This window comes from Arthrobacter sp. YN, assembly GCF_002224285.1.
In the GTDB taxonomy this organism is placed as follows: domain Bacteria; phylum Actinomycetota; class Actinomycetes; order Actinomycetales; family Micrococcaceae; genus Arthrobacter.
This window is the reverse complement of the sequence record NZ_CP022436.1, coordinates 2457630-2482642: the sequence shown is the minus strand read 5'-3', so window position 1 is coordinate 2482642 and position 25013 is coordinate 2457630. Positions and strand designations below refer to the sequence as shown.

The following is a 25013-nucleotide window of genomic DNA, read 5'->3' as shown; positions in this document are numbered from 1 at the left end:
TTCCGTAGTCGAAGCGGGGAGCTATCTCAATGTCGAATGAGATGCTCCCCCGCACGCATCGGACCATTCGAACGAGCCGGTGCTCCTGGCTGGGGCAGTGCCTTTCGTCGGCATGAAGTCGATGATCTCCCCTACCCCCGCCTCCGTCAGGAAACGCGTGATGAGGATCGCTGTATCGGGAAAATAGAGCTGTTTGGTAGCAAACGCATCGTCGCGGGGGCGCGTTGTGAAGTGTCCGCCCTTCGCATGGTCCAGCAAGGACGCGAAAATGCTGGGCGAATCAAAGCGTGGACTGCAGAACCAATCGATGGTGCCGTCCGTGGCTACCAGTGCCGCCGTTTGGAGATCACCGATCAGGCCGTGGTCGGCAATCAATGGGTACTCGTTCATCCGGACGACCTCTTCCTTGGGGTTTGGCGGGCGTGGGCAGCCATTGGATCCATCATGCGGGCGCCATGGCGGAGGGTCATCATTCCCCGGGGATGAACTGGTACCTGATGACCCGTCAGGCTGCCCGGAAAGGCTGCTCCCACTCAGCCAGAGGCAGGGTTGAGCCCCTAACCGAGGCCGGTAAGTCCCGGACAGCGACCTAAAGCATGAACCCGCCTCTCGCGATCCGGCCGTCTGGTTACCCCAACCTCACCCTGTGGGAATGATTTGCCGAGGCTTTGCGGCAACTAGCTTGGGTGTATCCCGGCGCGGATTCCCCTCACACCAGAGAAAGCAGCGGCCCGATGGAACTTGCGGCAACTTTTACCCCGGACTTGATCGTCGCGTTCGTCACGCTTTTCATCCTTGAACTGGTACTTGGCATCGACAACGTCATTTTTCTGTCGATTCTCGCAAGCAAGCTACCCAAGGAACAGCAGCCGAAGGCCCGCAATATTGGTCTCACCTTGGCCATGTTGCTTCGGATCGTCATGCTGTTTTTCGCGACTTACATCATCGGACTGACCGAGGACCTCTTCACCGTTTTTGGTATTGGCTTCTCTTGGAGTGACATGCTTCTGCTCGCTGGCGGTGGATTCCTCATCTACAAAGCGGTTACCGAGATTCATCACAAGCTTGAGGGCGAGGAAGACCACCTGGACAACACAGGAACAACCGCGACCTTTGGAGGCGTGCTGGTGCAGATCATTCTGCTGGATCTTGTGTTCTCCCTGGACTCGGTGATCACCGCCGTCGGAATGGTGGACAACATCTGGGTGATCGCCACCGCGGTGCTGGTTTCCTTCGGGGTCATGCTTTTCGCATCGAAGCACATTTTCCGGTTCGTCAATGCCCATCCCACCGTGAAGATGCTCGCTCTGGCCTTTCTGGTCATGGTGGGCGGCTTCCTCGTCTTCGAGGGTTTGGGCGTGCACGTCAACAAGGCAGTGATCTACACGGCCATGGCGTTCGCCATCGCTGTGGAGGCCCTCAACTTGTCGGTCGCCGCCCGTCGGAAGCGGCGGACTGGCAAGTCGTCACCGCCGGTCGCACTCCGTCCGGAATACCCTGACGTCGACGAGACGGCCGCCGTGCTGGCAGCCACCACCAATGGTTCAGGCTCGGTCACGCTGTCCTCCCGCCCCGTTGAAGGGGACGCCCCCACGGGTGCCTCCGAATCCCGTCGCGGACTTGGCTAAAGGAGACTGCCATGACCACAGAACGTGGTTCCGACCCCGGGCAGCCGGAAACGTCGAGCCTGGTCATCCTCGGCGCCTCCGGGGACCTCACCTCCCGGCTGCTGCTGCCTGCCCTCGGCCAGCTCCTGACCGATCAGCCAAAACGTCGGGTTCAGCTCCTGGGCGCAGGGGTGGAGCCTTGGACGGACGATCATTGGCGTTCTGTGGTGCGCACCTCGTTCGGCGCCCGGGAAGCAGCCGGACCAGCAGTGGAAACGCTGCTCGACGCCACCGTCTACTTCGCAGCAGACGTCACCGACCCGCAGGAACTGACAACAATCCTGAGCGCATGCATTGGGCGTCCGGCGGTGTATTTTGCGCTTCCCCCGATGGTGTCTGCGCGCACCATTGCTGCATTGAAAGAGATCGAACTGCCAGAGGGAACCGTCCTGGCGCTGGAGAAGCCCTTTGGTAGCGACCATCAAAGTGCGGCTGCCCTCAATGCACAGCTGACCCGGCTCGTGCCCGAAGACCAGATCGATCGGGTGGACCACTTTCTGGGAAACTCAACGGTCTTCAACCTCGTAGGGTTGCGCTTCGCCAACCGGATCTTCGAACCGCTGTGGAACTCCCAGCACATTGAACGCGTCGACATCGTCTACGACGAGACCTTGGCCCTTGAAGGCCGCGCGAGGTACTACGACAATGCCGGCGCCCTGAGGGACATGATCCAGAGCCATCTGCTTCTGGTCATGGCGGTTCTGGCCATGGAGCCGCCGTCGAGGATCGGAACCGGTGACATCCGCGAGGCCATGGGCGCTGTACTACGCGCAACCCGTCTGTGGGGTGACAGCGCGGCTGTTTCCAGCCGGCGTGCAGTATACGACGCCGGTACGGTGGACGGGCGCCCGATCCCAGCCTACGCGGATGAACCGGGAGTCAATCCCGCCCGGAACACTGAAACGCTGGCTGAGGCGACATTCGCCATTGATTCCTGGCGCTGGGCGGGCGTTCCGTTCACATTGCGATCCGGAAAAGCCCTCGGAGAGAAACGACGTGAGATTGTTGTCCGGTTCAAGCCGGCCCAGCACATTCCCATAGGCCTCACCGGGGCCGCTGAACCGGCGAAGCTGCGCATCTTCCTGGGACCGGATGCAATGTCGCTGGAACTCAATATCAATGGACCGGGCGATCCCCTCACGATCGACAGAACCGAAATGACTGCCGAGTTCGGGCCCGGCGCCCTCCTTGCCTATGGCGAAATTCTCGCGGGCATCCTTGACGGAAAACCCTCCCTGTCCGTGCGGGGCGAGGCGGCCGTGGAACTCTGGCGGATCGTCACTCCCATCCTTGATTCCTGGGACCGGGATGAAGTGCCCCTGGAAACCTATCCCGCCGGGTCGGCTTGACCCGACTCGTGGAACACCCTCGGCTAGAAGGACTAAAAATGAAAGGCTCGACTTCCTCGGAAAGCCACAAGCGGCCAAACCTATCCCCGCAGGCCCGGGAGCTGCACAGCGGCTCGCTTTCCCGCGCCAAGGCAGCGGGCAAAGCGGCCCGCGGAACCATGCCCCGCCGGGACCATGCCGCCTTCAAACCGGAGCCGCGCGACGCCGTCGAGATCCTTGAAGGCCAGCATGCCAGCCGCCTGCCCGAACTGGTTCCCGTGAGAATAGGACGGATGCTGGAATCTCCGTTTGCGTTCTACCGCGGGGCTGCGGCCATCATGGCGAAGGATCTGTCCCATGCACCAGTGACGGGCCACACCGTCTTGGCCTGCGGCGATGCCCATTTGTCCAACTATGGATTCTTCGCGAGTCCCGAGCGTCGTCTGATCTTCGACCTCAATGATTTTGATGAAGCTTTCCCCGCTCCCTGGGAATGGGATATCAAGCGATTGGCTGCAAGCGTCTGGGTGAACGGACGCAATGATTCGCACTCGGAGGAACAATGCCGCACAGCCACGCAGGCATGCCTCCGGCGCTATCGTGAAGCACTCCAGCAGCTGTATCAGCACACAGCCGTGGAGCGATACTTTTTCCACGTTGACGCAGATCTGCTCCGCAGCACCAAAGCCATGCGCGGCCGGCACGTGAAATCGGCCGGAGAAAAGGCACGCCAACGCACCTCCGAGCAAACCCTGGCCAAGCTCACCCGGGAAACGGAGGCGGGCAATCCGAGGATCGTCGATCAACCACCGATCGTGCGCCACCCGGAAGTCATGGATCTGCCCCAGATGGAAAATCTCGTCTCGCTCTATCGAACCACGCTACGCGCAGATACCGCGCTGTTGATGAGCCAATTCAGATTGGTGGACTACGCACTGCGAATCGTAGGGGTGGGAAGCGTGGGAAGGCGGAACTGGGTACTGCTCTTCGAGGGACCAGCGGGGGAACCTTTGTTCCTGCAGGCCAAAGAAGCCGGGCCGTCAGTGCTGGAAAGCCATGGAGGTGCAGGGCACCATCCAGAACGGATTGTAGAGACACTTGCAAAGGGGGAAGGGGCTCGTGTTGTGGGAGCCCAGCGTATCCTTCAAGCACAATCAGACCCGTTCCTGGGTTGGATCAGTGATGTGAAGGGCTCGGACGGCTTGCTCCGGGATTTCTACATCCGGCAGTTCCGCGACATGAAGGGTTCCTTCATCTTGTCGGACCTCAAACCGCGGGAAACCGCAGACTATGCGGGCTTGTGCGGCTGGATGCTCGCCAGGGCCCATTCCCAGAGCGCCGGCAGCGCCTTCATCCCCGGCTACCTGGGCAAGGGTGAGGCCTTCGACGAAGCCATAACCAGCTGGGCCAAACGCTACGCCGACCAGACCGAACACGACTACGAACAGCTTCAACAGGCAGTTCGTTCCGGGCGAATGACAGCTCAAATGGGCGTATGACGAACGCCTTCTCTGAAATGCGAGGAGCAAAATGAATATTTTCGAGATCATTTGGTTTTCGATCGGAATAGCACTGTACGTCTCCTACCTGATCGTGCTTTTCCACATCGTCGCTGACTTACTCTCCGATTCCCAACGCCCGGGATGGGGCAAAGCCATCTGGGTGGTCGTCATCATCTTCCTGCCGATCCTTGGTGGACTTGCTTATCTGATTGCCCATGGACAGAGCATGTCACTGCGGAGAGCTGCCAAGGCGGACGTAGCCCGGGATGACTTCGCCCGCTACGTCCAAACGGTCGCTCGAACGAATGTCCCCCAACAAATCGCCGAAGCCAAGACCCTCATGGACGACGGCGTAATGAGCGAAGCGGAATTCATTGCCTTCAAAGCACGGTTGCTGAAATCATGACCAGGCCCAAAGAATCGAAGAATGAAAATGCAACAGCTGCCTCTGTGGACGGGCGCTACTTTCAACTAGCCGGATCTGCCGAAGCGGTCTTCGAACCCGGCTCATACGTAGTCCTCGAAAGACAAGACGGCAGAAGAGTCTTGGGCCAGGTGGACGATCTGACGTTCGAAATGGGCGGTCCTTTCCAGGGTGCGGGGAGAATTTTCGGAGTTGTCTCCGACAACGGTCACGGCCTGGATACCCATGAAGTGCGTCCCTTTGCGTCCGCGACGGTTGAGCAAGCGGATGCATCCACTATCGAGCTCCTCTACTCAGGGACCCCAGCGACACTCACCATTGGCTCGTATGGATCAGACAATGCAACGGCGAGGCTCCTCGCTAACCGCTTCAACAGACACACGTTCTGGTGTGGGCAAAGCGGTTCAGGAAAGACCTATGCACTTGGCGTTGTCCTCGAGCAGCTCATCCTCCACACGAGCCTCCCGATCGTTATTTTTGATCCGAACGCGGACTTCGTGAATCTTGGCGGACGGCCGGAGGGAAACGCCTCAGGGATGGAGGGACTCCCGTCCGACCGGGACATTCGGGTTCTTCGCCCTTCGCCAGCCAACACCCGTGCGCTGGTGGTGCGTTTCACCGACCTCCCGTTGCGCGCCAGGGGTGCCATCCTCCATCTCCACCCCCTGAACGACCGCGAAGAGTACAACGAGCTTATGAGACTCGAGGAAACAGTCGGGACCTTGGATCCAGCGAATGTTGTGCCTCGGCTCCGGGATCGGGGAACGGAAGCAGCCGAGGCGTTGGCCGCCCGTATTGAGAATCTGAGGGTCATCGACTGGGCCGTCTGGTCGGGGCCACGGGAAACTGCCACGGAGATCCTCCAACACCGTCCCGACGCGACTGTCCTTGACCTTGGTGGCTTCGCGAATCCGGATGAGCCACTGGTGGTTGCAATGGCCGTCCTTGAAGACCTGTGGGCCAAACGGGAAGAACGCAAGCCGCTGCTAATAGTCATCGATGAAGCCCACAACTTATGCTCCCCCGAAGGAGAAAGCCCCCTGCACGTGGCCGTTCGGGAGAAGATCATTCAGATCGCGGCAGAAGGGCGAAAGTTTGGGCTATGGCTGCTTCTATCGACGCAGCGCCCGTCCCGTATCCACCCCAGCATCATCTCCCAGTGCGACAACCTGGCCCTCATGAAAATGGCCTCACCGGTAGACCTGAAGGAGATCGCGACAATTTTCGGTTTTGTACCCGCCGCCATGCTGGAGCGCTCTCCACTCTTCCGGCAAGGCGAAGCCCTCTTCGCCGGCAGCTTTGTGCCCGCCCCGATGCTGGTAAAAATGGGAAACCGGCTCACCCCTGAAGGCGGCTCCGACCTTCACGTCCCCTTAAGGCCATAGGTCAGCTGGATCCACAAATCGTTGGGCACATCCCGCAGTTCGTCGTTGGATCGCCTAGCCGCAAAACGCTCCGTACTGTTTGTGCCGTCCCATTCGGGTCCACGCGGATCGTTTGCGAATCGAAAGCATATACCCAGGCCAGTCCCCCGCATTGCCCCTGTGTGGACCCCGGTAGAAATGCAACAACTGTGGCCAGCCGTAGAAGCAGTTCCAGGTTTGGACAACGCACAACGGGCCCCTAGGCGTAGCAAAGGATCCACCAGCCAGGGTCCTTGTTGCGGGAACGAGCCGGAGCCAGGTGATCCCGACGCATGCTCTCGAAGTCATGCAGCGCTCTGTCCCCTCCCCATGAAGAGGTGTAGGCCAACCACGACCTACGCGACGAACCAAGAGGAGAACGCATACACCAAGCTCAGAGCACGCGGAGGGCCCACCAGCCAAGGATCCCGGACCTGCTCCCCCATAACTGAACAGACCAACCGGCGGCCAGGCACAAGCCGGCACCACACAACAGAGACTCGTGTCCACATCTGTACACACGTCAAAGCAAAAACGCCCTCTGACGAGGGGGTATGCCGTGCCCGGGGTGGGACTCGACCGGGATTCAGGGCCTTGTCATTGCTGGGAAGTGGCGGAAACATGCGGAATCCGGGCCAGTTCGGCCGCTGTATGAGGTAGTCCGGGGCGAGAAGTGTGGACATTGTCCACACTTCCTTTTTGCCGCCTTGAATTACCGGACCTCCAAGGCCAACGCATGTCTACCGTCTGAGATTGAAGGCCTCGTTAGTGCGGAAGTCATGCCGTAGCCGTTGATCCGAGGCGTCCTCAATCTCGAGGTACTCAGTCACCCATCCTCAGGCGCGTCAAAAGCTCGCGTGATGGCTCATCACGAATCCAGCCCCCGCCGATCTCAGGACCGCACCGGCGACGCCTGCAGCACCAACTCTGCACCCGGAGCCACGGTCAAGGCTGGGTCAGAGGCATGTCCGGCGTTACGGGGCGATCGAATCGACGCCCGTCATCCTTTGACGGCTGGGCTAGGAGAAAGAGAAGGATCAAAGAGCCAATGAAGGGAACCGCTGAAAAGAAGTAGAACGGGCCGGGAAAGTTGGCGTCGTGCAGGCGACGCCACGACAGCGCCAGAAAAGGAACCACGGTAGCGAGGAAGAGCAGGGCCAAGATCGCGGCCCCAACGAAGATGAGAACAGCAGCGGTGGGATTCTCGAGAATCCCAGGCTGGGAATGGCCGAGAAGGGTCTGTGTTCCGTTGCCGTTGTTGTAGTAGACCGGCTCCTGATTGCTCGAGGCATAGGAGACTCCGATGACAACACCAACACTCAGGACGACGGCCGGAATTAACGACAGTGCTGCGTGGGCCAGGGCGACCCACCAGAACTCGCTTCTCGACGCACGCCCGTGGAAGACCGTGTACTTGCGGAAGAAGCGACTAATTGCTTGCCCAATTCTGGCACCATACAGCGGCGCGGCTACGTCGTCATTCTGCGGCGGGTGAGGGTAATTCGGGTTGGTCATAAAACAATCTTCCTTTTGAGGGCATGCAAAGAATCAGCAGAACACTTTGTCCAATGAAGAGACTAACGCATAACCGGAGCTGAATTTTGGGCAAGACTTGACAACATGAATCCATCACTAACGCAATTCCGCATCCACTAAGCAGTCACAGATCCGCCTGCACGCGCGCCGTATTGGAGTTTGTAAGGTCACCTTGTATTCGACCTACCACGTAGTTCGTTTGTCGCCGGGACAGATAATGACGGCGGCGGTGCTTATCTGATCAAGCCCTTCCGGCCTCGACGGCTTCGTGAGCTCGCGCTGCAACTTAGCCCCCAGGAAAGTCACCTCGGGTACAGTCCCAGCGCACGAAGGATCTAACAAGTGAAGGTCAGATGCACGCAGCTCCTCACCAACGACGGACGGGGAACACTGGAATCCAGTCCATGGCTCACTCTCGACGCTGAATACCATGTGGTCTCGTTGCTTGCTTACCCAGGCGGGCGTGTATTGCTTCGGCTTCTCGCCGATAATGAAAACGGCCTTGCCTTGTTCGACTCCACAGCGTTCATCACCGTGGATGGCACCGTGCCTGATAGCTGGGAGGCCCGCATCCGTGAGGGCGGCACGCTGGTCTTCGCACCGACCAGCTGGCTCGTGCCCGGCTTCTGGGAGGACTACTACGACGGTGACCCCGCAGCCGCAGAGGCGGTCAGGCAGGAACTCAACAAGATCATCGGTGGCGCACCCTTTCCGGATGTGCGTGACTTGCATGGCCCCCTGACCTCACTGGAACTGCGCTCCGCTGCAGCGGTCATCGCAGAGGCAAAGGAAACAGACCCGTGGAAAGCCCTCATGCTGGTGCTGCTGCACTTCATCAGAGAAATTTCATTGCCGATGGAGCTTCAGCCGGTTCTAACCACAGCTGACGCCTATTGGATATCCGGCAAGGGAACTCCGGACACCCTGGAAACAGCCAAAGAAAAATGCTGGGACTATCTGAATCAGTTCGAGATGTCCACGCAGTTGGAAAATGCCGGTACGAGATTCGCCCGGGCCCTGCTGTGCGTGCTGGAACCGCTGGGCGACGAGGAAGCCAGATCCGACACAGCCGACAGGTTCGCCGGGGTGGTTTGGGACATCTGGTGACATCTGATGGATAGGCCAGGCACTCACTCCGGCAGCTCGCCGGCGGCAATACGCTCGGCCGTCAGCTTGTACGCCTCAGTGATGTAGTCCTCGACATCAGTGGCAGCAATGCGCCACACGCTCCGACACCGATTTGGATACCGCGAAGGTCTCCTGCTTTCAGCAGCGCTCTGATCTGGCTCACGGAGACATTGAGTTCCTGGCGACCTGTTCAATGGTCAGGAACCGGTGCTTCTTGATTTCATCGGACATTCGTCCATCCTAAAGTCATCCGTCTGCGTAGACCCTCAAGAGAAGCAATCAGCGGTTATGCTAGTCGTTGGATTTATTGTTCGCTGTGGGGGACGTGCATGGAGATTGCTTTTGACGATGGCGCAGCTGATGCGTTGATCCGTGCCGCGGACTCCGCCGACGAGGTTCTGCGCGCTGAAGGAGGCTTCCTGAACGGAGCTGTGGAACAGGTACTGGTGGACTTCAAGGGCGGCTATGCACGCTTGTTCATCGAGGCCTGTGGCATCAGGTCCGAGGACCGCGGCCAGCTGGCGGGCATTCTGGCAGCCCTTTCTGAGGACGTTCGGGACGCCAAGCACAGGGCCCAACAAGAGAAGTCCCGGCTAAAGAAACTCGCCGCCTGGCAGCAACGGGACAATATCCGTAAACAGGAACTCTTGTCCGGGGGTCTTTTGCACAAGGCTGTGACCATCGCAACGATGACCGTGGACCCGATGCCCGAGAGAACGCCGGTCCCAGCACCGGCTGTTTCAGCTGTGTTTTCCCCGCGGGCCCGGACTCGGTTCCCCGGCGGACCAGGTACCGGAACCACCTCGGCAGATCCGGGCAAGCTGCGCGGCTTCGCGTCGGTGTCCCGGACCGCCACCAACACCCTGAACTCACACTTCAGCAGCGTCAGGAATGCTTGGAGTGGATTCACCGCGTCGTGTTCGTGGGTGAACATCGAGAATGAGTCGTTTGTTGCCGGTTTTGAGCGGCTGCTCGCTGCCAACGCAGCAGACGCCGATTGGATAGAGCAGGTCGCCACCGCGTTCGAAACAGCCGGCATCGGTTCTTTGGCTGACACAGCGCTGAACGGGGCTCTCATACAGTACGCACCACCCGGGCAAGTAAGTTTGAACGACCTCGCGGCCCTCAACGGGGCGCAATTGAAAGCCTGGCTCGCCGTCCCCGCGAACAAAGACCGACTCAAAGGACTCCTGCACCAGCAGGAATACAACCCTGCCGTGACCACAGCATGGTGGATCAGCCTCGGTCACACAGTGAACACTGACACGGGGAAAGTCACCGTCGGCGAGACTCAGTTGCTCCTTATCGAAGCCTTCCCCGGGATCATCGGCAACCTCCAAGGCGTAACAAACACCGCCAGGGACGCCGCGAACAGAGTCGAGCTGAAGCGACGAAAGGACCTGATCGATGTATACAACAGCAATCACGGTGACCGTCCGGGGGGCATGAGTGACGCGGAGATGGCCGCCGTCATCGGGGTCTGGGACACGATGACTTACAACGGGCAATGGAAGACTGAGCCGCCTCGGCAGTTGATCAGTTTCAACCCCGCCATACCCGGTGCCGCGATCAGTTTCGGTGACCTGGACGCGGCGAAGTACACGACCTACCAAATCCCCGGCCTGTTCAGCAACGTCGCCAAAGGTATGAACGACCGCAATGATGTGGCTCAGGCCCAATACCGCGAGCAGCGGTATTTGCTGGCGGGCAGCCCTGACCACAACCGGGTGGCGGTGGTGAACTGGATGGCGTTCGAGCCGCCGTCGAAGTCGGAGGACATCACCAGTGACAGTAACGCGGTTTCCGGTGCCGGGTTCCTTAGCAAGGACATAAATGCGCTCAAGGCCGTGCAAGCCAGCCTTGGCAACACAGCTCGGAATAACATCGATGCGATCTCCTATGGAGCGATTACGACTTTCGAAGCGGCCCACAAGGATGGCCTACCGGTCGACAGCATCACCACCCACGGCAGCATAGGTACGCCTTATGACGTGGACTCGGTCAGGGACCTGAAACTCAGCCCGGGTTCGGAGGTCTACCAAACTGTATTCAGCGCCGACGATCGCGTGCTGGGAGGTAGAGCAGTCCGGTCGCTCGTCGCCCAGGCCGGGAATGGACCCCCAACGATATGGCCTCGCGAACAGCACTCAAACGCCTCGCAAACCTTAGCTGGAGCAACAACCATAGGTTCCGACGGCCAGGACACTTTGGCTCCCACCACAAAGCACGGCGCGTTGAAGGGCGACGGCGACGCGAACGGTTACAGCGACCTCGGTACGGAATCAAGCGTGAACCAGGCTAAGATCAGCCTCGGCCGAACCGGAACCCTGACCAATTCCGGCAAACCAGTCACCCCAGGACACTGACGATGAAACCATCCCACCTGCTCGCAATGTCTGCCCTGACTGTTCTGCTGCTCACCGGCTGCACACCTGTCACCGGTCAGAACCCCCCTTCCTCAACCTCCGGAGTACCCGCCGTGACCCCAGAAGAAGCCCGCGCCGAACTCATTGACCTCATCGCCTCGGTCGAAGCCATAATTCCCGGCCAGTGGGAGAGAGACAAAATACCCTACGGCGAGTCCTGTTCACTGCGTGGAGGGGCCGAAGGAACCCACTATTACGGCGATAGCTTGGGTCCGAAAGCGTCGCTGGACGAAAAATACGCAGCACAGGAGAAAGTGAAAACGCTCCTCGAATCCCGCGCCTACCGGGTGGAAGTCACCCACGACCCGGGCGAGGGACATGTCATGCGCACCGTCGGCTTCGGACCAAACAAGATCACGATCATCTACACAACAGGCGACCTTCAGAACGTTGTCGGGGGCAAAGCCAGTGCGTTCCTGACTCGGAGGGAAAATATCGCTGAGACAGCATCAAACTATGTCTCCCTTGGGCCCACGGATAAACTGACCAATTCCGGAAAGCCTGTGGAGCATCACGAATGAAAGTAACAACATTGTTGAATCGACGAACACTGACGGCAGCTGCCCTTTCAGCCAGTGCCGTCCTGATGTTGCTGGTATAGGTGCGCTTGCGAACGGGCGTCATGTCGCTCGGGCCCTCACACGCGATGAGTAGATGTAGGCCGAACAAGAGGGAGGAAATGGCTGTGATCAGGCTCAATAAAGAAGATTTAGGTGTGGACAATGTCCACACCCCCTTTGGGCTGACAAAGCTCTCCTGAGTCAAGCCTCTTGACTCCATCAACGAGCCAAAACCAAGAATCTTGCCGCAGGATCTCGAAGTCATGTTGCGCTCAGTCCTCCTACCGATGAAGAGGTGTAGGCCAACCACGACCTACCGGACGAACGCAGAGAGGACTGCATAGCCCCAGTTCACAGCAGGCGGAGGGCCCACCAGCCAAGACCCTGAACCCGCTCCCCCACAACTGAACAGGCCAGCCGATGGCCAGGCGACAGCCGGCACCACATCAGAGGCTCCTGTCAACAGCTGTCAACACGTTAAAGCAAAAACCCCCTCTGACGAGGGGGTATGCTGTGCCCGAGGTGGGACTCGAACGGGATTCCGGGTCTTGGATACACGGGGAAGTGGCGGAAACATGCGGAATCCGGGCCAATCCGGTGGGTGTACGGGCCAGTCCGGGGCGGAGGGTGTGGACATTGTCCACACCCGGGTTCGGGTCGCAGTCAATGCGGGGAGCGTCAAAGCAGGCTTCACCTTGAAGAGCGGATGATAGACGCCCGACGAATCGTCCGGCTGGGGCCCAATGACGGGCCGGCACAGACAACGGTCCGGTCTCGAATCGCCGCACTGGCTTGGGCAACCTCCAGACGGCTCACTGCTCAAGCGATGGGCGCCGGCCTGCCGCGCGGACTCGCTTTGAAGGGCAACTCCGACAAGAGCTTGATCATGACAGGACCCAGCCCCCGCGACGCTGCAATCATTACGGAAAAAACCATGGCCAGTGCGAAGGACCAGATCCCAATGAACATGATGATGCCGACATGCAACAAGACGCAGGCGACGAACCCTGCGGTCTGCACGATGGGTCGCCTGCTAAGAAGGGTTCCTGCAATGACGGCTTCCATAATCATCGTTCCCCAACTAAGTGTTAGGGCAACGATAGGAACGGATGTAAGGAAGAAAACGAAGCTTTGAAGAAAGTTCGCAGTTCCAAAGAACTCACCGCGAACTATGTAGTACAAGGCGCTTCCCTCGCTCCAATTTTCAACACTCAGTTTTGCCAACGCACTGTGCAGATAGATATACGCAACCTGGATCCTAAGAGCCCAATGTGCGGCCCAGGAAATTCCTTGCCACGCACCGAACCTGGTAGTGGACCGTGAGTGGCCTTGCGACCAGTGCCAAAGCCGGTTATCTGGTAGAGAGATAAACACGAGGAAAAAAGTAGTGAAAACCAATACCGTGTCGCCACCGTCAGGTAGGGCAACTGTATGGGCAAATGAGTAGGAAAGCCAAAGGTGGAGAATTGACGTAAATCGCGGAAGAAACCCGGAAGTCACAACGATTAGACCAATAATCATCAAGACTTGCACAACTTCATCCGAGAGCTCGCTCGCAATGCAGAATAACGATACGTTCTCCAGTGCACGGGTGCACTGTCCGGTTGAAGGCTGTCCCAGAATCGGAACCGAGTAGAGGTAGGGTGCTGGTGTCAGTAGGAGTGTCAGTACCTGGGAGAGCGCCAGACCGCTCCTGGCGACAGCAATGATTCGGGATTGTGGATTGAATGACCAGATGTCATTTTTCAGACTGGATATTATTCTCATCGCGCCTTGCATCTCGAATCCACAACCGCACCTTTAACTTCAAACCGGGCTTCTGATTCAAATTCCCGGTAAGCCCATGGGACTGCTTTGGTCTGAAAAATTACTATCCGGCCGCAAACGGAAGCAACCGGTGAGTCATTGTCGACGATCTGGGCTTCCAGGGATCGCACCCTCTCGAGGCATTCCTGTCGACCGCCGTCGGGGCTGCAATCGGCCCATTCCTTTATGGTGTTACCAATCACGCCCAGCTCCGGCCCCTGCGACCTTTGTTTACGACTTAGTCCGAAGTAGTTTTCGGGCCGGGTTTGTGGAGTCTGCATCAACGACTCTACGGATCCGTCATCTCGGAGCTGATAGACGGCGTATTCCGGATCGTTGGGCGGCTTGGTGAAGAATGCCCACGCTTGGGGTGCAACTGACACCAATGTGCGGCGAAGGGACTCCCCCTCCTTCACGGCTAACACATTGCTGGGCATGGCGTAGAAGATCGTAAGCGCGAAGAAGGCGCCAAACAGTGCTAGAGAAATTACTCCCGCAAGCACCGCCATTCTTGATCTCTGTGACGGGTCATGCAGGGTCATGGCAGGTCTGGGCAGGTAGCCAGTTCAGGGATAGGAGTGACGAGTTCATCGCAGCGCTCGTGTGAGTTCTGCAATCGCGGTGTCCCGCCCGATCTCTTCCACACCTGCCGTTGTCATGTAGTCCTTGTTTGCCAAATAGCCGGGAACTACTAGCAAAACCAAAACGGCGCCACCGGCGACGACCACGAAGGTCGCAACCGCTACGTTGGCATACAAGGCGCCGTTTGCCACTACGAAGGCAGCCACCGCTGCACATGTCCATGTCACGCCGCACCCATAGGGCGTGACTTGCTGCGCATCCTGAGGATCGGTTATCGCCTTGCGGTAGGCCAGGTAGTCATAGAACTTTTGCGTGAAAGTGGCCAGGCCAGCCTCTACCGAGCGGGGCTTTCCGGAGCGGAGCTTTGGCAGTACTTCGGAACTAAACTCAGGGTAATAGACCAGGAAGTCCTGAACGATCGGGTCAACCTCGGCAAGAGTTGGGACCGGACGATCTGCGGCAAAACCCAGCAGGCTAAGCAATCGTGGGTTACTTTCGGCCAATGGTCCGATACCAGCCAGGAGAAGCCGGAGCGCATCTTCGGAGCTGTAGTTTCCTCGGAAATCTGTTTTCTTCGTTGAAACAGTGGTAGCTACAGATGCTTGAGCGGACGAGATACCAACCGGGCCGAGCAGAAGAGATAGCAACATAGCCACGCTGATGCGAAACGTTCGACTTGACGAACTATAAAACACAATATCCCCCAATATTAATGAAAAGAAATTTAGTTGTAGACTGATTACCGCTTTGGATTATTCATCGCCCTCAGTAATGCGTCTAGCCAGCGAATCAGCTTTGTAGTACATGTGCATGAGCAGGGCCACCATGATGGCCGTGAACCCCATACCCGAGAAGAAGATCCACGGAACACTTGAATCATCCTTAGGTAGTACTGCGAATATGACCCACAGTGTTGCCACAAAGCCGATGAGCATCACCGGAATAGCTTTCAGGGCACCTAGCGCCGAAGTGTGTGCAGCGTTCCATGCACGCTCAGACGACAGAGTAGCCTTTGAGCGGATGCCAAACGTATAGTTAGGCTTCGAATCGCCGGACTTAACCTGCGATGCCAGCATTTGAAGTAGGCCTGCTACAACCAAGAACGCAATCGTGAACATTGTCGTGCTGAAAACCGCCCCCAAAACGATCCTTTCACTGTTACGTACTCGGACGACCGAGGAAACTCCAGATTGAAATGCCACGCTAACATCGGCCGTAGCCCGTCGCAAATCACAGCCGCTGATTTGCTTTGGCTCCGACCACTACCCGCCTTCAGTCAGTAGTTATCACATGCGAAATAGGGAGAAGACTCGTCGGCGGAGCTGCATTCGTCTTGCAGGGGTCGGAACGGACCCACCCTGGAGATGGCCTCAGCTCCGCCGACAAAGCCGAGGTCTATGCCCTCGTCACTGAAACCGGGGCCGAGTACTAACTTGATCACGGCTGGCTCACTTCCAACCCCACAGTCTTCACCTCAGGCAAGGTGGCGGGCCGGCGGCTACCTGCTTGAACTATTAAGACTGTGTCGGCGCCTTGTTCTCAGGTGGGTGCCGGCGCACACCCATCATCACGATGACCGCGGCGACAAGCCAGAATAATCCAGCGCCGATCAGCAGTACGATCCTGCTTCCGAGCCGGTCCGCGAGCACACCAGCCAACAACGGGCCCAGAACGATACCCACGCCGCGGAACGCTTACATCCGGGCGATGGCTGTCATGGGCCCCAGCCTGGCTTCTGGACCTCGAGCACAAGTAATGTCATCGCTGGACCATCGATCACAGACACACAGAGGCCACCCCAAGCAGCACCAACAGCCCGGTGACGTCGGACGTGAAGGCAATGGCAATGCCGATGCAACCGCGCAGGGTCTACGTGGTTGCCAGGATCTTGTGGTCTCGACGCGGTCAAGCCACGGGCGACAAGCGGCCCCAGGACGACACCTGACAAGAGGCTAAGCACAACAACAGAGCCACAGTCCACGTTTAAGCCCCGGCCGCCTGGAAGGCCAGCATCAAAGCCACTGTCGTCATGGACGCGCCCAGACTAGACAGGCCCCGGCTAAATGCCAGGAGGTTCAACTTCGCACCGTTACCGGTCCGGGATTTTGGGACTTCCGCTCAATCTCAACTCTTTCAATGGGTGACCCCTGAGCCGGCCTCTACTGTGCCCAAACGAAAGAATACGGCATGAACACAGCCGACAGCCGCAGTCGGTACACCGCCATGACCTTGCACAAGGCGCCCACCCAAGAGCGAGGCCATGGTTGGTGTCCTTGACGTAGGTTCTCGAAGTCATGTTGCCCTCAGTCCCCCTACCCATGAAGAGGTGTAGGCCAACCACGACCTACCTGAAGAACCAGGAGAGGAACGCATAACCCCAGTTCAGAGCAAGCGGAGGGCCGACCAGCCACGACCCTAAACCCGCTCCCCCACAACCAAACAGGCGACCCGCGGCGCCAGGCACACCCCGCGGCCAGTGTCAGAAGAACCTGACCACCCAGAATGTACACACGTTAAAGCAAAAACCCCCTCTGACGAGGGGGTATGCCGTGCCCGAGGTGGGACTCGAACGTGATTCCAAGCCTTGGAAACGCTCGGAAGCGGCGGAAACATGCGGAATCCGGGGCAATCCGATGGGTGTACGGGGCAGTCCGAGGTGGAAAGTGTGGACACTGTCCACACTTCCTTTTGCTCGACCGACCACCGAAAATGAGGGCCCTACTCATCCCCTGTGAAATCGTATCCGGCGCTTGAGAATTGGCGTTGATGCCTCTGGCAATTGCCATATCGTTGGCACCCTTTCGGGCCGGTCGAACAACCCAACTCCGACCACACTCTGCCCGCCGGAACGATGAAATATCCAACACAGTGACTGCCCTCCTTCATCAAGAACATGGCGGAGACGACACCGAGCATCACGACAGGACCGGCGGCCGACCCGACGACAGAACATCGATTATCGGCGTACAAACTGCGGAAGTGGAATTAGCTGCCTCCTCTAGGATCACGCCGCCCCTGCAATCCCAGAGACCCACGAAGGCATATCTCACGGAACTCCTATTCAACGCCACAACCAAGGCCAGGACGCCCTTGACCAGCCCGGCGGTCATATCGATGGGATAGGTAGGGGCCGAGGCAGCCTTTAACGTCTCCCCGCCCTCGTCCGCCGGGCAGCAGAAGCCAGCGGAGGGGTGCCTACCTCATCCAACTGGTCGAATACGTCCTTGGAGGGATGCTGAAAGAACTGCGGCAACAGAGCTGAGTAACCCTTTGACCCACTTGAACGGCGCTTAGTCAGGCCGTTCAGACCGGGGAATTCAAGGTTTGGGGAGACCAGCTGTCGTTGCGACCTCTACAGCTACAGGTTCTGCGGGGCGTTGCACTCGCGAGGCACTTCGGTCGACGAAGAAGATAATGATCCCCGTGATCGTGAAGAGTGCAGAGATCAGCAGAAACCCTAAGTCGGTGTTTCCAGTAGCGTCCTTGATGGAACCCATCACGAACGGTCCGCTGAATCCACCGATGTTGCCGACAGAGTTCACGAGCGCTACGCCCGCCGCGAAGGCAGAAGCTTGAAGGACCTTCGGGAGGATCGAATAGACGAGCCCGTTACTGGCAAGTGAACCGATCTGCACCAGGCAAAGCGCCACCAAAGCGAGGACAGGTTGATGCACGGCGAAGGCCACCGCAGCGCCCGTAGCGCCCGTCAAGGTGATTATGAGTACGTGCAATCCGAGCCGTCCGAAGCGAGCAGTCGTCCAAGTCACGACGATCATGGTTACGGCGGTTGCGATTGCCGGAATCGAGCTAAGCAGGGCTATCTGGGACGAGTCCAATCCTGCATTTGAAGATTTCGACAGCTCCGTCAGGATGGTGGGAAGGAAGAACGTAACCACGTAACCCGAGAACGGCATTGAGATGTACGCGAGGCCGAGTAGCCATGCTCGGGGACTCCGGAGCCCGTCCCGGAAGGTGTGGCCACCTTTTACGGGAAGGTCCTTTGCCAGATCCTGGGCAACCATTTCCTTCTCGCGCGGATTCAGCCATCGCGCCGTTGCAGGCGACTCTGGCATCATCCGGAAGAGCAGGAGGCCAGCGATAATGGGGAGGATTCCGGTAATCAGGAACATAAAGCGCCAGCCTGACAAGAAGCCACCCAGAGAGTGGCCCAAGTTGATCAGAGCAACCACAGCTGGTCCTCCGACGACTGACGCGACGACTGTCATCATCACGAAAATGCTAAATGCGGTGGCCCGACGGGGACCGGGAAGCCAGCCGCTGAGGTACACCATCACGCCTGGTACGAAACCGGCCTCTGCCAGCCCAAGCAGCACGCGCAGTACATTTAGCCAAAACCCGTCCGGAACGAAGGCAGTCAAGCTCTGGACGAGGCCCCACGTTATTATGATCCGGGCGAGCCACATTCGCGTGCCGAACTTCTGAAGAAGATAGTTGCTGGGCACTTCGAAAAGGATGTATCCGACGAAGAAGATCCCTGAAACAAGCCCGAAAGCCGTGGCGGTCAGATTGAGCTCCTCGTTCATCCCGTTCGGAGCGGCATATGCGATTGCCGCCCGATCCGCGAACGCGAGTACTTGCAGAAAGCACACAAAGGGGAGGACATGCCAGAGTATCTTGGCGTAGAGCAGACGGCGTGGTCGATCAAGCATGTTACGGATCCTTCTGACATCTGAGTAGATGGGGAGTGGAAGTTCATATGTTGGAAGGGGCTGCGCGGCGGCGCATCGGCCGGCACGGCGATTGGTCTGGCTGAGGGTTTGTCTGACCAACTCGATGGTGCCGCTTCTTTCAAAGTCCTGGAATTTCCGGCGGGATTACGCTGCCGCCAAACGCCTCGATGACGGTCACCGGATTTTGCCACTCAACAAATTCGCAGACTGCACCGTTAGCGATCGTGAGCCGCCCACATAGGTGTTGCTGTAAACAACACCTGAGGGCAGTAGGCGCATCGTAGATTTCCATTCGGCGTACACAACAGAGGCGTCACGGTTGATCGCGTTGAGTTGAATGTCATGAAGCACTGGCGATGCGGGGTGGACTTGCTCCGCTCCCTGTTTGATCATGCTGACGAAGCCTAGGAAATCGGATTTCCCCACAATAAGCTGTGGCAGGCCTTGTGGGGCATACGGCATCTTATAGCGCGCATCTTCTGTAATTATTTCGCCGACTATATCCGGGTCCATGGTATTCATCGCAGTAAAGAACTTTGATGCGACTGCCTCACTTTGGAGGTATTGATCGGGTGTACCCATGAAAGTGCACTTTCTACTTTGGGGTTGGTCGAGTGTGGTCATGGCCTGGAGGAGGAAGTTCAGCCAGCTGGTACTCGAGGTGTACTGCGCATTCGCTACGAACAAAACACCGACGCTGGGCTTTAGCCGTGCTGGAGCGCCGGACTCAGCCATGATGCCGGAATGTTCGTTAGACTTCAATAGATCAAATGTACTTTCGTCTAACGAACTGAAAGTTGGCCCAATCGCCCGGTCACCAAGAATCAAAAGGGGCGGCCGCGACCAGAGGGGGTTGTTCGACCGAGTTCTGGCGTGCGCCGGGACGATCGCGGCCGATGGGCCTAGGCGAAGACGAGCCGCTTCAAGCCTTCGTCTCCTGGCGCCAAAGCGCGAGAAATCCTTCGGTAGACGGACATCAAGTGAATAGACGTTAGTCGGATACAGTATAGGCATGACTTCTCATCAAGTCCTGACCCTTCGACAGGAACAGCAGGCAGCTACACGACAGCGGCTACTGGACGCGGCCCGCGAAGCGTTCGCGGAGTTGGGGTTCGCCCCTACTACCGTCGCTCGGATCGTAGGTGCGGCGAACACTAGTAGAGCGACCTTCTATTTGCATTTCGGCAACAAGTCCGAGGCCTTGCTCGCGACATGGAACGAGCGTGAACTTCCCGAGGTTAACGCCCTATTCCAAGCCCTTGACGAGGAGGGCGATTTTTCGGGGTCAGTCATCCGCGTTTGGGTAGAGAACGTCGTCAAGCACTGGGAAGAACGCGGACGGGCAGCCACCACCGCCATACAGGCCCTGGCACTTGAGCCGGAGTTGAGCGGGGCGTGGATTGAAGGAATGACCCGTGTCACCGAAGGCATGGCAAATTACCGCCGCGCAGTGGGCGGGGGTGAATTTGCAAGCGCCCTGGTACTAACGAGACTGATCGAACTAGAGCGGGTGCTCTATTTCTGGATCAATGGGGGCCTGCCGATTGAGCGCGAACATCTACTCGAGGCCTTGACTGCTTCCTGGCGCATCGACTGACAACGGCGATGCTGGCCGCGAGCTCCCCTCGAAAAGCGATGTCGGGAACCAACTTCTCCTCTTTACTAGATGCACGTCTAGTGGATAGACTAGTGTTTTAGAAGCGCAGAGTAGCGCAGCCAGAGCGCCGAGCGCTCGTCGGGAAAGGCAAACAATGGCAGAGAACGTCGATGGTGACGCCCTAACTTCAGAAGTCGTGCGGAGCTTCTCGTCCACTTCGGACGAGCGGCTTCGGCAGATATTGACAAGCCTGACCACTCATCTGCACGCCTTTGTGGTGGATGTAGCCCCCTCCATCGAGGAGTGGGAACAAGCAGTCGACTTTCTGTCGCGCACCGGTCAGGCCTGCACCGATGTGAGGCAGGAATTCATTCTGCTTTCGGATGTGTTGGGCGTCTCTATGCTCGTGGAAACCCTTAACGGCCAGGAAACGCCAGAGGCGACCGATTCTACTGTGCTGGGACCGTTTCACATGGTCGAGTCCCCGGCCCGTGAGCTTGGGGACGATATCTCGCCCGAGTCGGAGGGCCCACGTTGCGTGGTAAGCGGAAGAATCCGTGCCGTTGACGGAACTCCTATCCCGAATGCCGCCATCGACATCTGGCAAGCGGATACCAAAGGCTTCTACGACGTCCAGCAGCCCGCCATTCAGAGCGTCGGAAACGGCCGCGCATTGTTGCGTTCAGATGCCGAAGGGCGCTTTCACTTCAGATCCGTAATCCCTATGCACTATCCAATCCCTACTGACGGACCAGTCGGCGAACTACTCAAGGCCACCAGCCGGCACCCCTACCGCCCAGCACACATCCACTTCCTCGTGACTGCACCGGGATTCCGGGAATTGACCACCCACATATTCATTGCGGGAAGTGACTACATCGACTCTGACGCCGTTTTCGCGGTGAAAGGGTCACTCGTCAAAGACTTCGTTCAGGAACAGGACGGCCAGGAAGCCGAACGCTACGGCGTCCCTTCACCTTTCCGACACGGTCACTTCGACATTGTCCTGCACCCCGAGTCCTAAGAGGAAGACATCCATGTCCAATTCGTTTTTCTATAGTGCCCTGCCTATGCGCGTCAGCTTCGGCGCCGGCTATCGGTCAAAGCTCGCGGACGAGGTCAACAGTCTCGGCCTCAAGAGAGTTCTCGTCCTCGCCACGGAGTATCAAAAAGATCTGGCCCAAGAGATCTCCGATTCTTTGGGTGAGCTCAGCGTCGGGGTCTATGCCAAGGCTCAAATGCACGTCCCGATCGAAACGGCCCGCGATGCTCAAAGGTACGCCAACGAGGCCGGCGCCGACGGCTGCGTCGCAGTAGGCGGAGGCTCCACCACCGGCCTGGGAAAGGCCATCGCCCTCGAATTTGGCACGCCGATCATAGCCCTGCCCACCACGTACGCCGGATCAGAAATGACCCCCGTCTGGGGACTGACCGCGGACGGTGTGAAAAAGACGGGCAAGGATTCACGAGTGCTCCCCACCAGCGTTATCTACGACCCCGAACTAACGCTATCCCTGCCTGTTGGCATGTCCATCACGAGCGGCTTCAATGCCGTCGCTCACGCTGTCGAAGCTCTGTACGCCCCGGATGGCTCCCCCATCATTTCCCTCATGGCCGAGGAAGGCGTCCGTTCGCTCGTGGGCGCTCTGCCACGCGTCGCTGCAGACTCGGACAACATCGACCATCGAAGCGAGGCGCTATACGGAGCCTGGCTCTGCGGAGCCACTCTGGGCGCCACGACCATGTCACTTCACCACAAGCTTTGCCACACCCTGGGCGGCACGTTCAATCTTCCCCACGCCGAAACCCACACAGTCGTTCTACCCTACGCCTTGGCATATAACGCGAAGTCGGCCCCGCACGCACTCGCAGCCCTGCAACGGGCAACGGGCGCCGAGGACCCAGCCGCCTATCTAAGGCAACTCAGCCTCGACTTGGGGGCTCCTGCCTCCTTGCGTGAACTCGGGCTCAGGGACGAAGAAATCGCGACGGCTGTTGATTTGGCAACCCGCAACCCCTACGCAAACCCGCGCGAAGTAACCGCAGACGGAGTTAGGAAACTACTCACCGCTGCCTTGAACGGAGATCCCGTCCCTGCGTGACCTCAGCAACTTGTCCCATAGAACCGATCACCGCGAGAACCGGGCGGAGCTCCTTCGGTCAACCAACTATTAAAGGTGGCAACAATGACGTACACCGTCGAATCAATGCGCAAGGCCCCCGAAACGTATGCCTGGAGCCGTTTCGGGCAACCTGAATATACCGACTGGCTAGATGAGAGCCTGTCATGGAAAGAGACCTGCTACATAGGTGACTGGTCTTTCCTCTGGCAGCACCGCTTCACTGGCCCGGACGCGCTGCAGCTCTTCTCTGACATTACGGTGAACAGCTACACGAAGTTCGAGATCGGCCAGTCCAAACACGCGATCCACACCAACAAAGACGGCAAGGTAATCCACGAAGGAGTCCTTACCCGGTTTGGTGACGAGGAATTTGTGGTTCACGGCCGCGGAGGGTTCTGGGCTGCTTTCAACCTGGAGCGAGGAAACTACGATGCACGTGTGACCCGTGAGGACTGGTTCATCTTCCAGGTCTCGGGGCCAAACGCAATCAAAGTCCTTCATGAACTGACTGATTCCAAGGAACTTTTGGAAGCCAAATACATGTATGCCGTACCCGTCACAGTTGCGGGGCACAAGATCCACGCGCTGCGGCAAGGCATGGCCGGAGAAGTTGGTTTCGAGCTCCAAGGCCCGAAAGACATCGCGGAGGAAATCTACGATGCGGTGCTCACAGCAGGCAAGGACCACGGCATCCGAAAACTCGGCGGAAGGGTGGCCCTGATCAACCATCTTGAAGCCTGCTATCCCACCATCGCCACGGACTACATCCCTGCCATCTTCGATGAGGATATGTCTGACTATCTTGAATATTTCCGATCCGCCATGCCGGCGTTTGCGCAGCCGGCGTACATCGCCGGCAGCTATCACGGTAAGGAGATCAGCGAGTATTACCGCAGCCCAGTGGAGCTGGGCTGGGGAAAGGTCATCAACACCGATCATGAATTCTTGGGACGTGTTGCCTTGACTGCCGAAAAGGCCTTCCCTAGTCGCGTGATCCGAACCCTCGAATGGAACGGCGAGGATGTCGCCGACGTCCAGGCATCCCTCTTCCACGATGGGGACCACTATGACTTCATGGAAATGCCGCGGGATCAGCGGGGATTCATGTGGGCCGATCGGGTCGAGATCGATGGCAACCTCGTCGGTGTTGCGACTTCGCGCGGGTATTCGTACTACTTCCGGAAGATGCTCTCCCTGGCGACCATCGACGTCGCTCACGCTGAGCCAGGCACTCAGGTGACAGTCATCTGGGGTGCCCCTGGACACCCCCAAAAAGCAATACGGGCAGTCGTCCGCCCCGCCCCTTACAAGACCGACAAATCACGAGGTGATCTTCTTGCAAACATCTAGCTCTACCCTTCCGGCCAAGGCAGCCACGACCAACGGAACCAAAGACATCGGCAGGCTGGTGGTGAGCTGTCCCGATAAGCCGGGCATCGTCGCGCAACTGACGCAACTACTCGGGGAACATGGGGCAAACATCATTTCCCTCGACCAGTTCACCACCGACCCCGAGAACGGCACTCTCTACCAGCGCACCGTATTCCACCTTCCCGGTCTCGCTGCCCGCCGGGAAGGCCTAGAAGCGGACATCCAGGCCACACTCGCCGAGCCATTGCAAATGGACTGGAAACTTACCGATGCGTCCAAACGCAAGCGAGTAGCAATTTTCGCTTCGAAGACAGACCACTGTCTGCTGGACCTGCTCTGGAGGCACCGGCGAGGGGAAATTCCGATGGACGTCGTCATGGTCATCTCCAACCACCCGGATCTAGCCGACCAAGTCCGCCCTTTCGATATCCCCTACTTCTATGTCCCGGTCAGCGGAGACAAGAAGGACGCGGAGCGGAAACATCTGGAGCTGCTCAACGGCAACGTTGACCTCGTGATTCTGGCCCGCTACATGCAGATCATCTCAGCCGATTTCCTCGAAGAAGTGCAGGTCCCGGTGATCAACATCCACCATTCCTTCCTGCCCTCGTTCATCGGCGCCGGCCCGTACCAAAAAGCCAAAGACCGCGGCGTCAAGCTCATCGGTGCCACAGCCCACTACGTCACGAAGGACCTGGATGAGGGACCCATCATCGAACAAGACGTCATCCGGGTATCCCACCGCGACTCCACAGGCGATCTGATGCGCTCCGGCGCTGACGTTGAACGCGGAGTCCTGTCCCGAGCCGTCACCTGGCACTGTCAGGACAAGGTCATGCGCGACGGCAACACAACGATCGTCTTCTGAC

Annotated in this window: 21 protein-coding genes; 13 read left to right on the top strand and 8 right to left on the bottom strand. The window is 58.4% G+C overall.

The features are described 5' to 3' along the window. Positions 1 to 21: 21 nt before the first annotated feature. On the bottom strand, positions 22 to 390 hold the full coding sequence (locus tag CGK93_RS24090) for a trehalase-like domain-containing protein (protein ID WP_232481614.1): 369 nt from the start codon (positions 388 to 390) through the stop codon (positions 22 to 24). A 344-nt stretch (positions 391 to 734) separates the two neighbouring features. On the opposite strand from CGK93_RS24090, the gene CGK93_RS11205 reads away from it, so the two are divergent. The 5 genes from CGK93_RS11205 to CGK93_RS11185 are packed head-to-tail and all read left to right on the top strand — an operon-like array spanning position 735 to position 6306. Beyond that, positions 735 to 1628 carry a TerC family protein gene (locus CGK93_RS11205; RefSeq protein WP_089594889.1) on the top strand — a complete coding sequence of 298 codons (894 nt, stop codon included), beginning with the start codon at positions 735 to 737 and terminating at the stop codon, positions 1626 to 1628. Between the two features lie 11 nt (positions 1629 to 1639). After that, positions 1640 to 3016 carry a glucose-6-phosphate dehydrogenase gene (locus tag CGK93_RS11200; RefSeq protein WP_089594888.1) on the top strand — a complete coding sequence of 459 codons (1377 nt, stop codon included), beginning with the start codon at positions 1640 to 1642 and terminating at the stop codon, positions 3014 to 3016. A 38-nt stretch (positions 3017 to 3054) separates the two neighbouring features. Beyond that, positions 3055 to 4494, top strand: coding sequence for a DUF2252 domain-containing protein (locus tag CGK93_RS11195; RefSeq protein ID WP_089594887.1), 1440 nt, complete (start codon positions 3055 to 3057; stop codon positions 4492 to 4494). 31 nt (positions 4495 to 4525) lie between these two features. After that, positions 4526 to 4903: a PLD nuclease N-terminal domain-containing protein gene (locus tag CGK93_RS11190; protein ID WP_089594886.1), complete on the top strand. Its 378-nt coding sequence runs from the start codon at positions 4526 to 4528 to the stop codon at positions 4901 to 4903. Continuing rightward, positions 4900 to 6306, top strand: a complete 1407-nt coding sequence (locus CGK93_RS11185) for an ATP-binding protein (protein ID WP_232481613.1) — start codon at positions 4900 to 4902, stop codon at positions 6304 to 6306. The genes CGK93_RS11190 and CGK93_RS11185 overlap by 4 nt, the downstream gene beginning before the upstream one ends. 963 nt (positions 6307 to 7269) lie before the next feature. On the opposite strand, the gene CGK93_RS11180 is transcribed toward CGK93_RS11185, so the two are convergent. Beyond that, a complete protein-coding gene (locus CGK93_RS11180; protein ID WP_089594885.1) occupies positions 7270 to 7839 on the bottom strand; it encodes a DUF805 domain-containing protein in 570 nt (189 codons plus the stop codon). A 363-nt stretch (positions 7840 to 8202) separates the two neighbouring features. On the opposite strand from CGK93_RS11180, the gene CGK93_RS11175 reads away from it, so the two are divergent. The 3 genes from CGK93_RS11175 (at position 8203) to CGK93_RS11160 (ending at position 11935) form a co-directional block, all read left to right on the top strand. After that, complete coding sequence (locus CGK93_RS11175) at positions 8203 to 8967, top strand: hypothetical protein (protein ID WP_089594884.1); 765 nt, start codon at positions 8203 to 8205, stop codon at positions 8965 to 8967. Between the two features lie 350 nt (positions 8968 to 9317). Then, positions 9318 to 11354 (top strand): alpha/beta hydrolase, encoded by a 2037-nt coding sequence (locus CGK93_RS11165; protein ID WP_089594883.1) that lies wholly within the window; start codon positions 9318 to 9320, stop codon positions 11352 to 11354. Between the two features lie 113 nt (positions 11355 to 11467). After that, positions 11468 to 11935 (top strand): hypothetical protein, encoded by a 468-nt coding sequence (locus CGK93_RS11160; protein WP_157731772.1) that lies wholly within the window; start codon positions 11468 to 11470, stop codon positions 11933 to 11935. Between the two features lie 858 nt (positions 11936 to 12793). On the opposite strand, the gene CGK93_RS11155 is transcribed toward CGK93_RS11160, so the two are convergent. The 6 genes from CGK93_RS11155 to CGK93_RS11125 form a co-directional block, all read right to left on the bottom strand. After that, positions 12794 to 13741, bottom strand: coding sequence for a sporulation-delaying protein SdpB family protein (locus tag CGK93_RS11155; protein ID WP_232481648.1), 948 nt, complete (start codon positions 13739 to 13741; stop codon positions 12794 to 12796). After that, positions 13738 to 14289, bottom strand: coding sequence for an SdpA family antimicrobial peptide system protein (locus tag CGK93_RS11150; protein ID WP_157731770.1), 552 nt, complete (start codon positions 14287 to 14289; stop codon positions 13738 to 13740). Before CGK93_RS11150 ends, CGK93_RS11155 begins: the two co-directional genes overlap by 4 nt. A 78-nt stretch (positions 14290 to 14367) precedes the next feature. Continuing rightward, a complete protein-coding gene (locus tag CGK93_RS23560; protein ID WP_232481612.1) occupies positions 14368 to 15018 on the bottom strand; it encodes a hypothetical protein in 651 nt (216 codons plus the stop codon). 96 nt (positions 15019 to 15114) lie between these two features. Continuing rightward, the gene (locus CGK93_RS11135) at positions 15115 to 15564 is read right to left on the bottom strand and encodes an SdpI family protein (protein ID WP_157731766.1); all 450 of its coding nucleotides are present in this window, start codon (positions 15562 to 15564) and stop codon (positions 15115 to 15117) included. 2115 nt (positions 15565 to 17679) lie between these two features. Next, positions 17680 to 19032: an MFS transporter gene (locus CGK93_RS11130; RefSeq protein ID WP_089594877.1), complete on the bottom strand. Its 1353-nt coding sequence runs from the start codon at positions 19030 to 19032 to the stop codon at positions 17680 to 17682. Between the two features lie 195 nt (positions 19033 to 19227). Further along, the gene (locus CGK93_RS11125) at positions 19228 to 19635 is read right to left on the bottom strand and encodes a nuclear transport factor 2 family protein (RefSeq protein WP_157731764.1); all 408 of its coding nucleotides are present in this window, start codon (positions 19633 to 19635) and stop codon (positions 19228 to 19230) included. Between the two features lie 430 nt (positions 19636 to 20065). Between CGK93_RS11125 and CGK93_RS11120 the strand changes: the two genes are divergently transcribed. The 5 genes from CGK93_RS11120 to purU all read left to right on the top strand — a co-directional run bounded on the left by CGK93_RS11120 (position 20066) and on the right by purU (position 25012). Next, on the top strand, positions 20066 to 20650 hold the full coding sequence (locus CGK93_RS11120) for a TetR/AcrR family transcriptional regulator (RefSeq protein ID WP_089594875.1): 585 nt from the start codon (positions 20066 to 20068) through the stop codon (positions 20648 to 20650). A 154-nt stretch (positions 20651 to 20804) separates the two neighbouring features. Continuing rightward, positions 20805 to 21674, top strand: coding sequence for a dioxygenase family protein (locus CGK93_RS11115; RefSeq protein WP_089594874.1), 870 nt, complete (start codon positions 20805 to 20807; stop codon positions 21672 to 21674). A 13-nt stretch (positions 21675 to 21687) separates the two neighbouring features. Then, entirely contained in the window at positions 21688 to 22752 is a 1065-nt protein-coding gene (locus CGK93_RS11110; protein ID WP_089594873.1) for a maleylacetate reductase, read from the top strand. Positions 22753 to 22836: 84 nt separating this feature from the next. Further along, positions 22837 to 24123 carry an aminomethyltransferase family protein gene (locus CGK93_RS11105; RefSeq protein ID WP_198318427.1) on the top strand — a complete coding sequence of 429 codons (1287 nt, stop codon included), beginning with the start codon at positions 22837 to 22839 and terminating at the stop codon, positions 24121 to 24123. Beyond that, positions 24110 to 25012 (top strand): formyltetrahydrofolate deformylase, encoded by a 903-nt coding sequence (purU, locus tag CGK93_RS11100; protein ID WP_089597393.1) that lies wholly within the window; start codon positions 24110 to 24112, stop codon positions 25010 to 25012. The genes CGK93_RS11105 and purU overlap by 14 nt, the downstream gene beginning before the upstream one ends. Position 25013 lies beyond the last annotated feature (1 nt).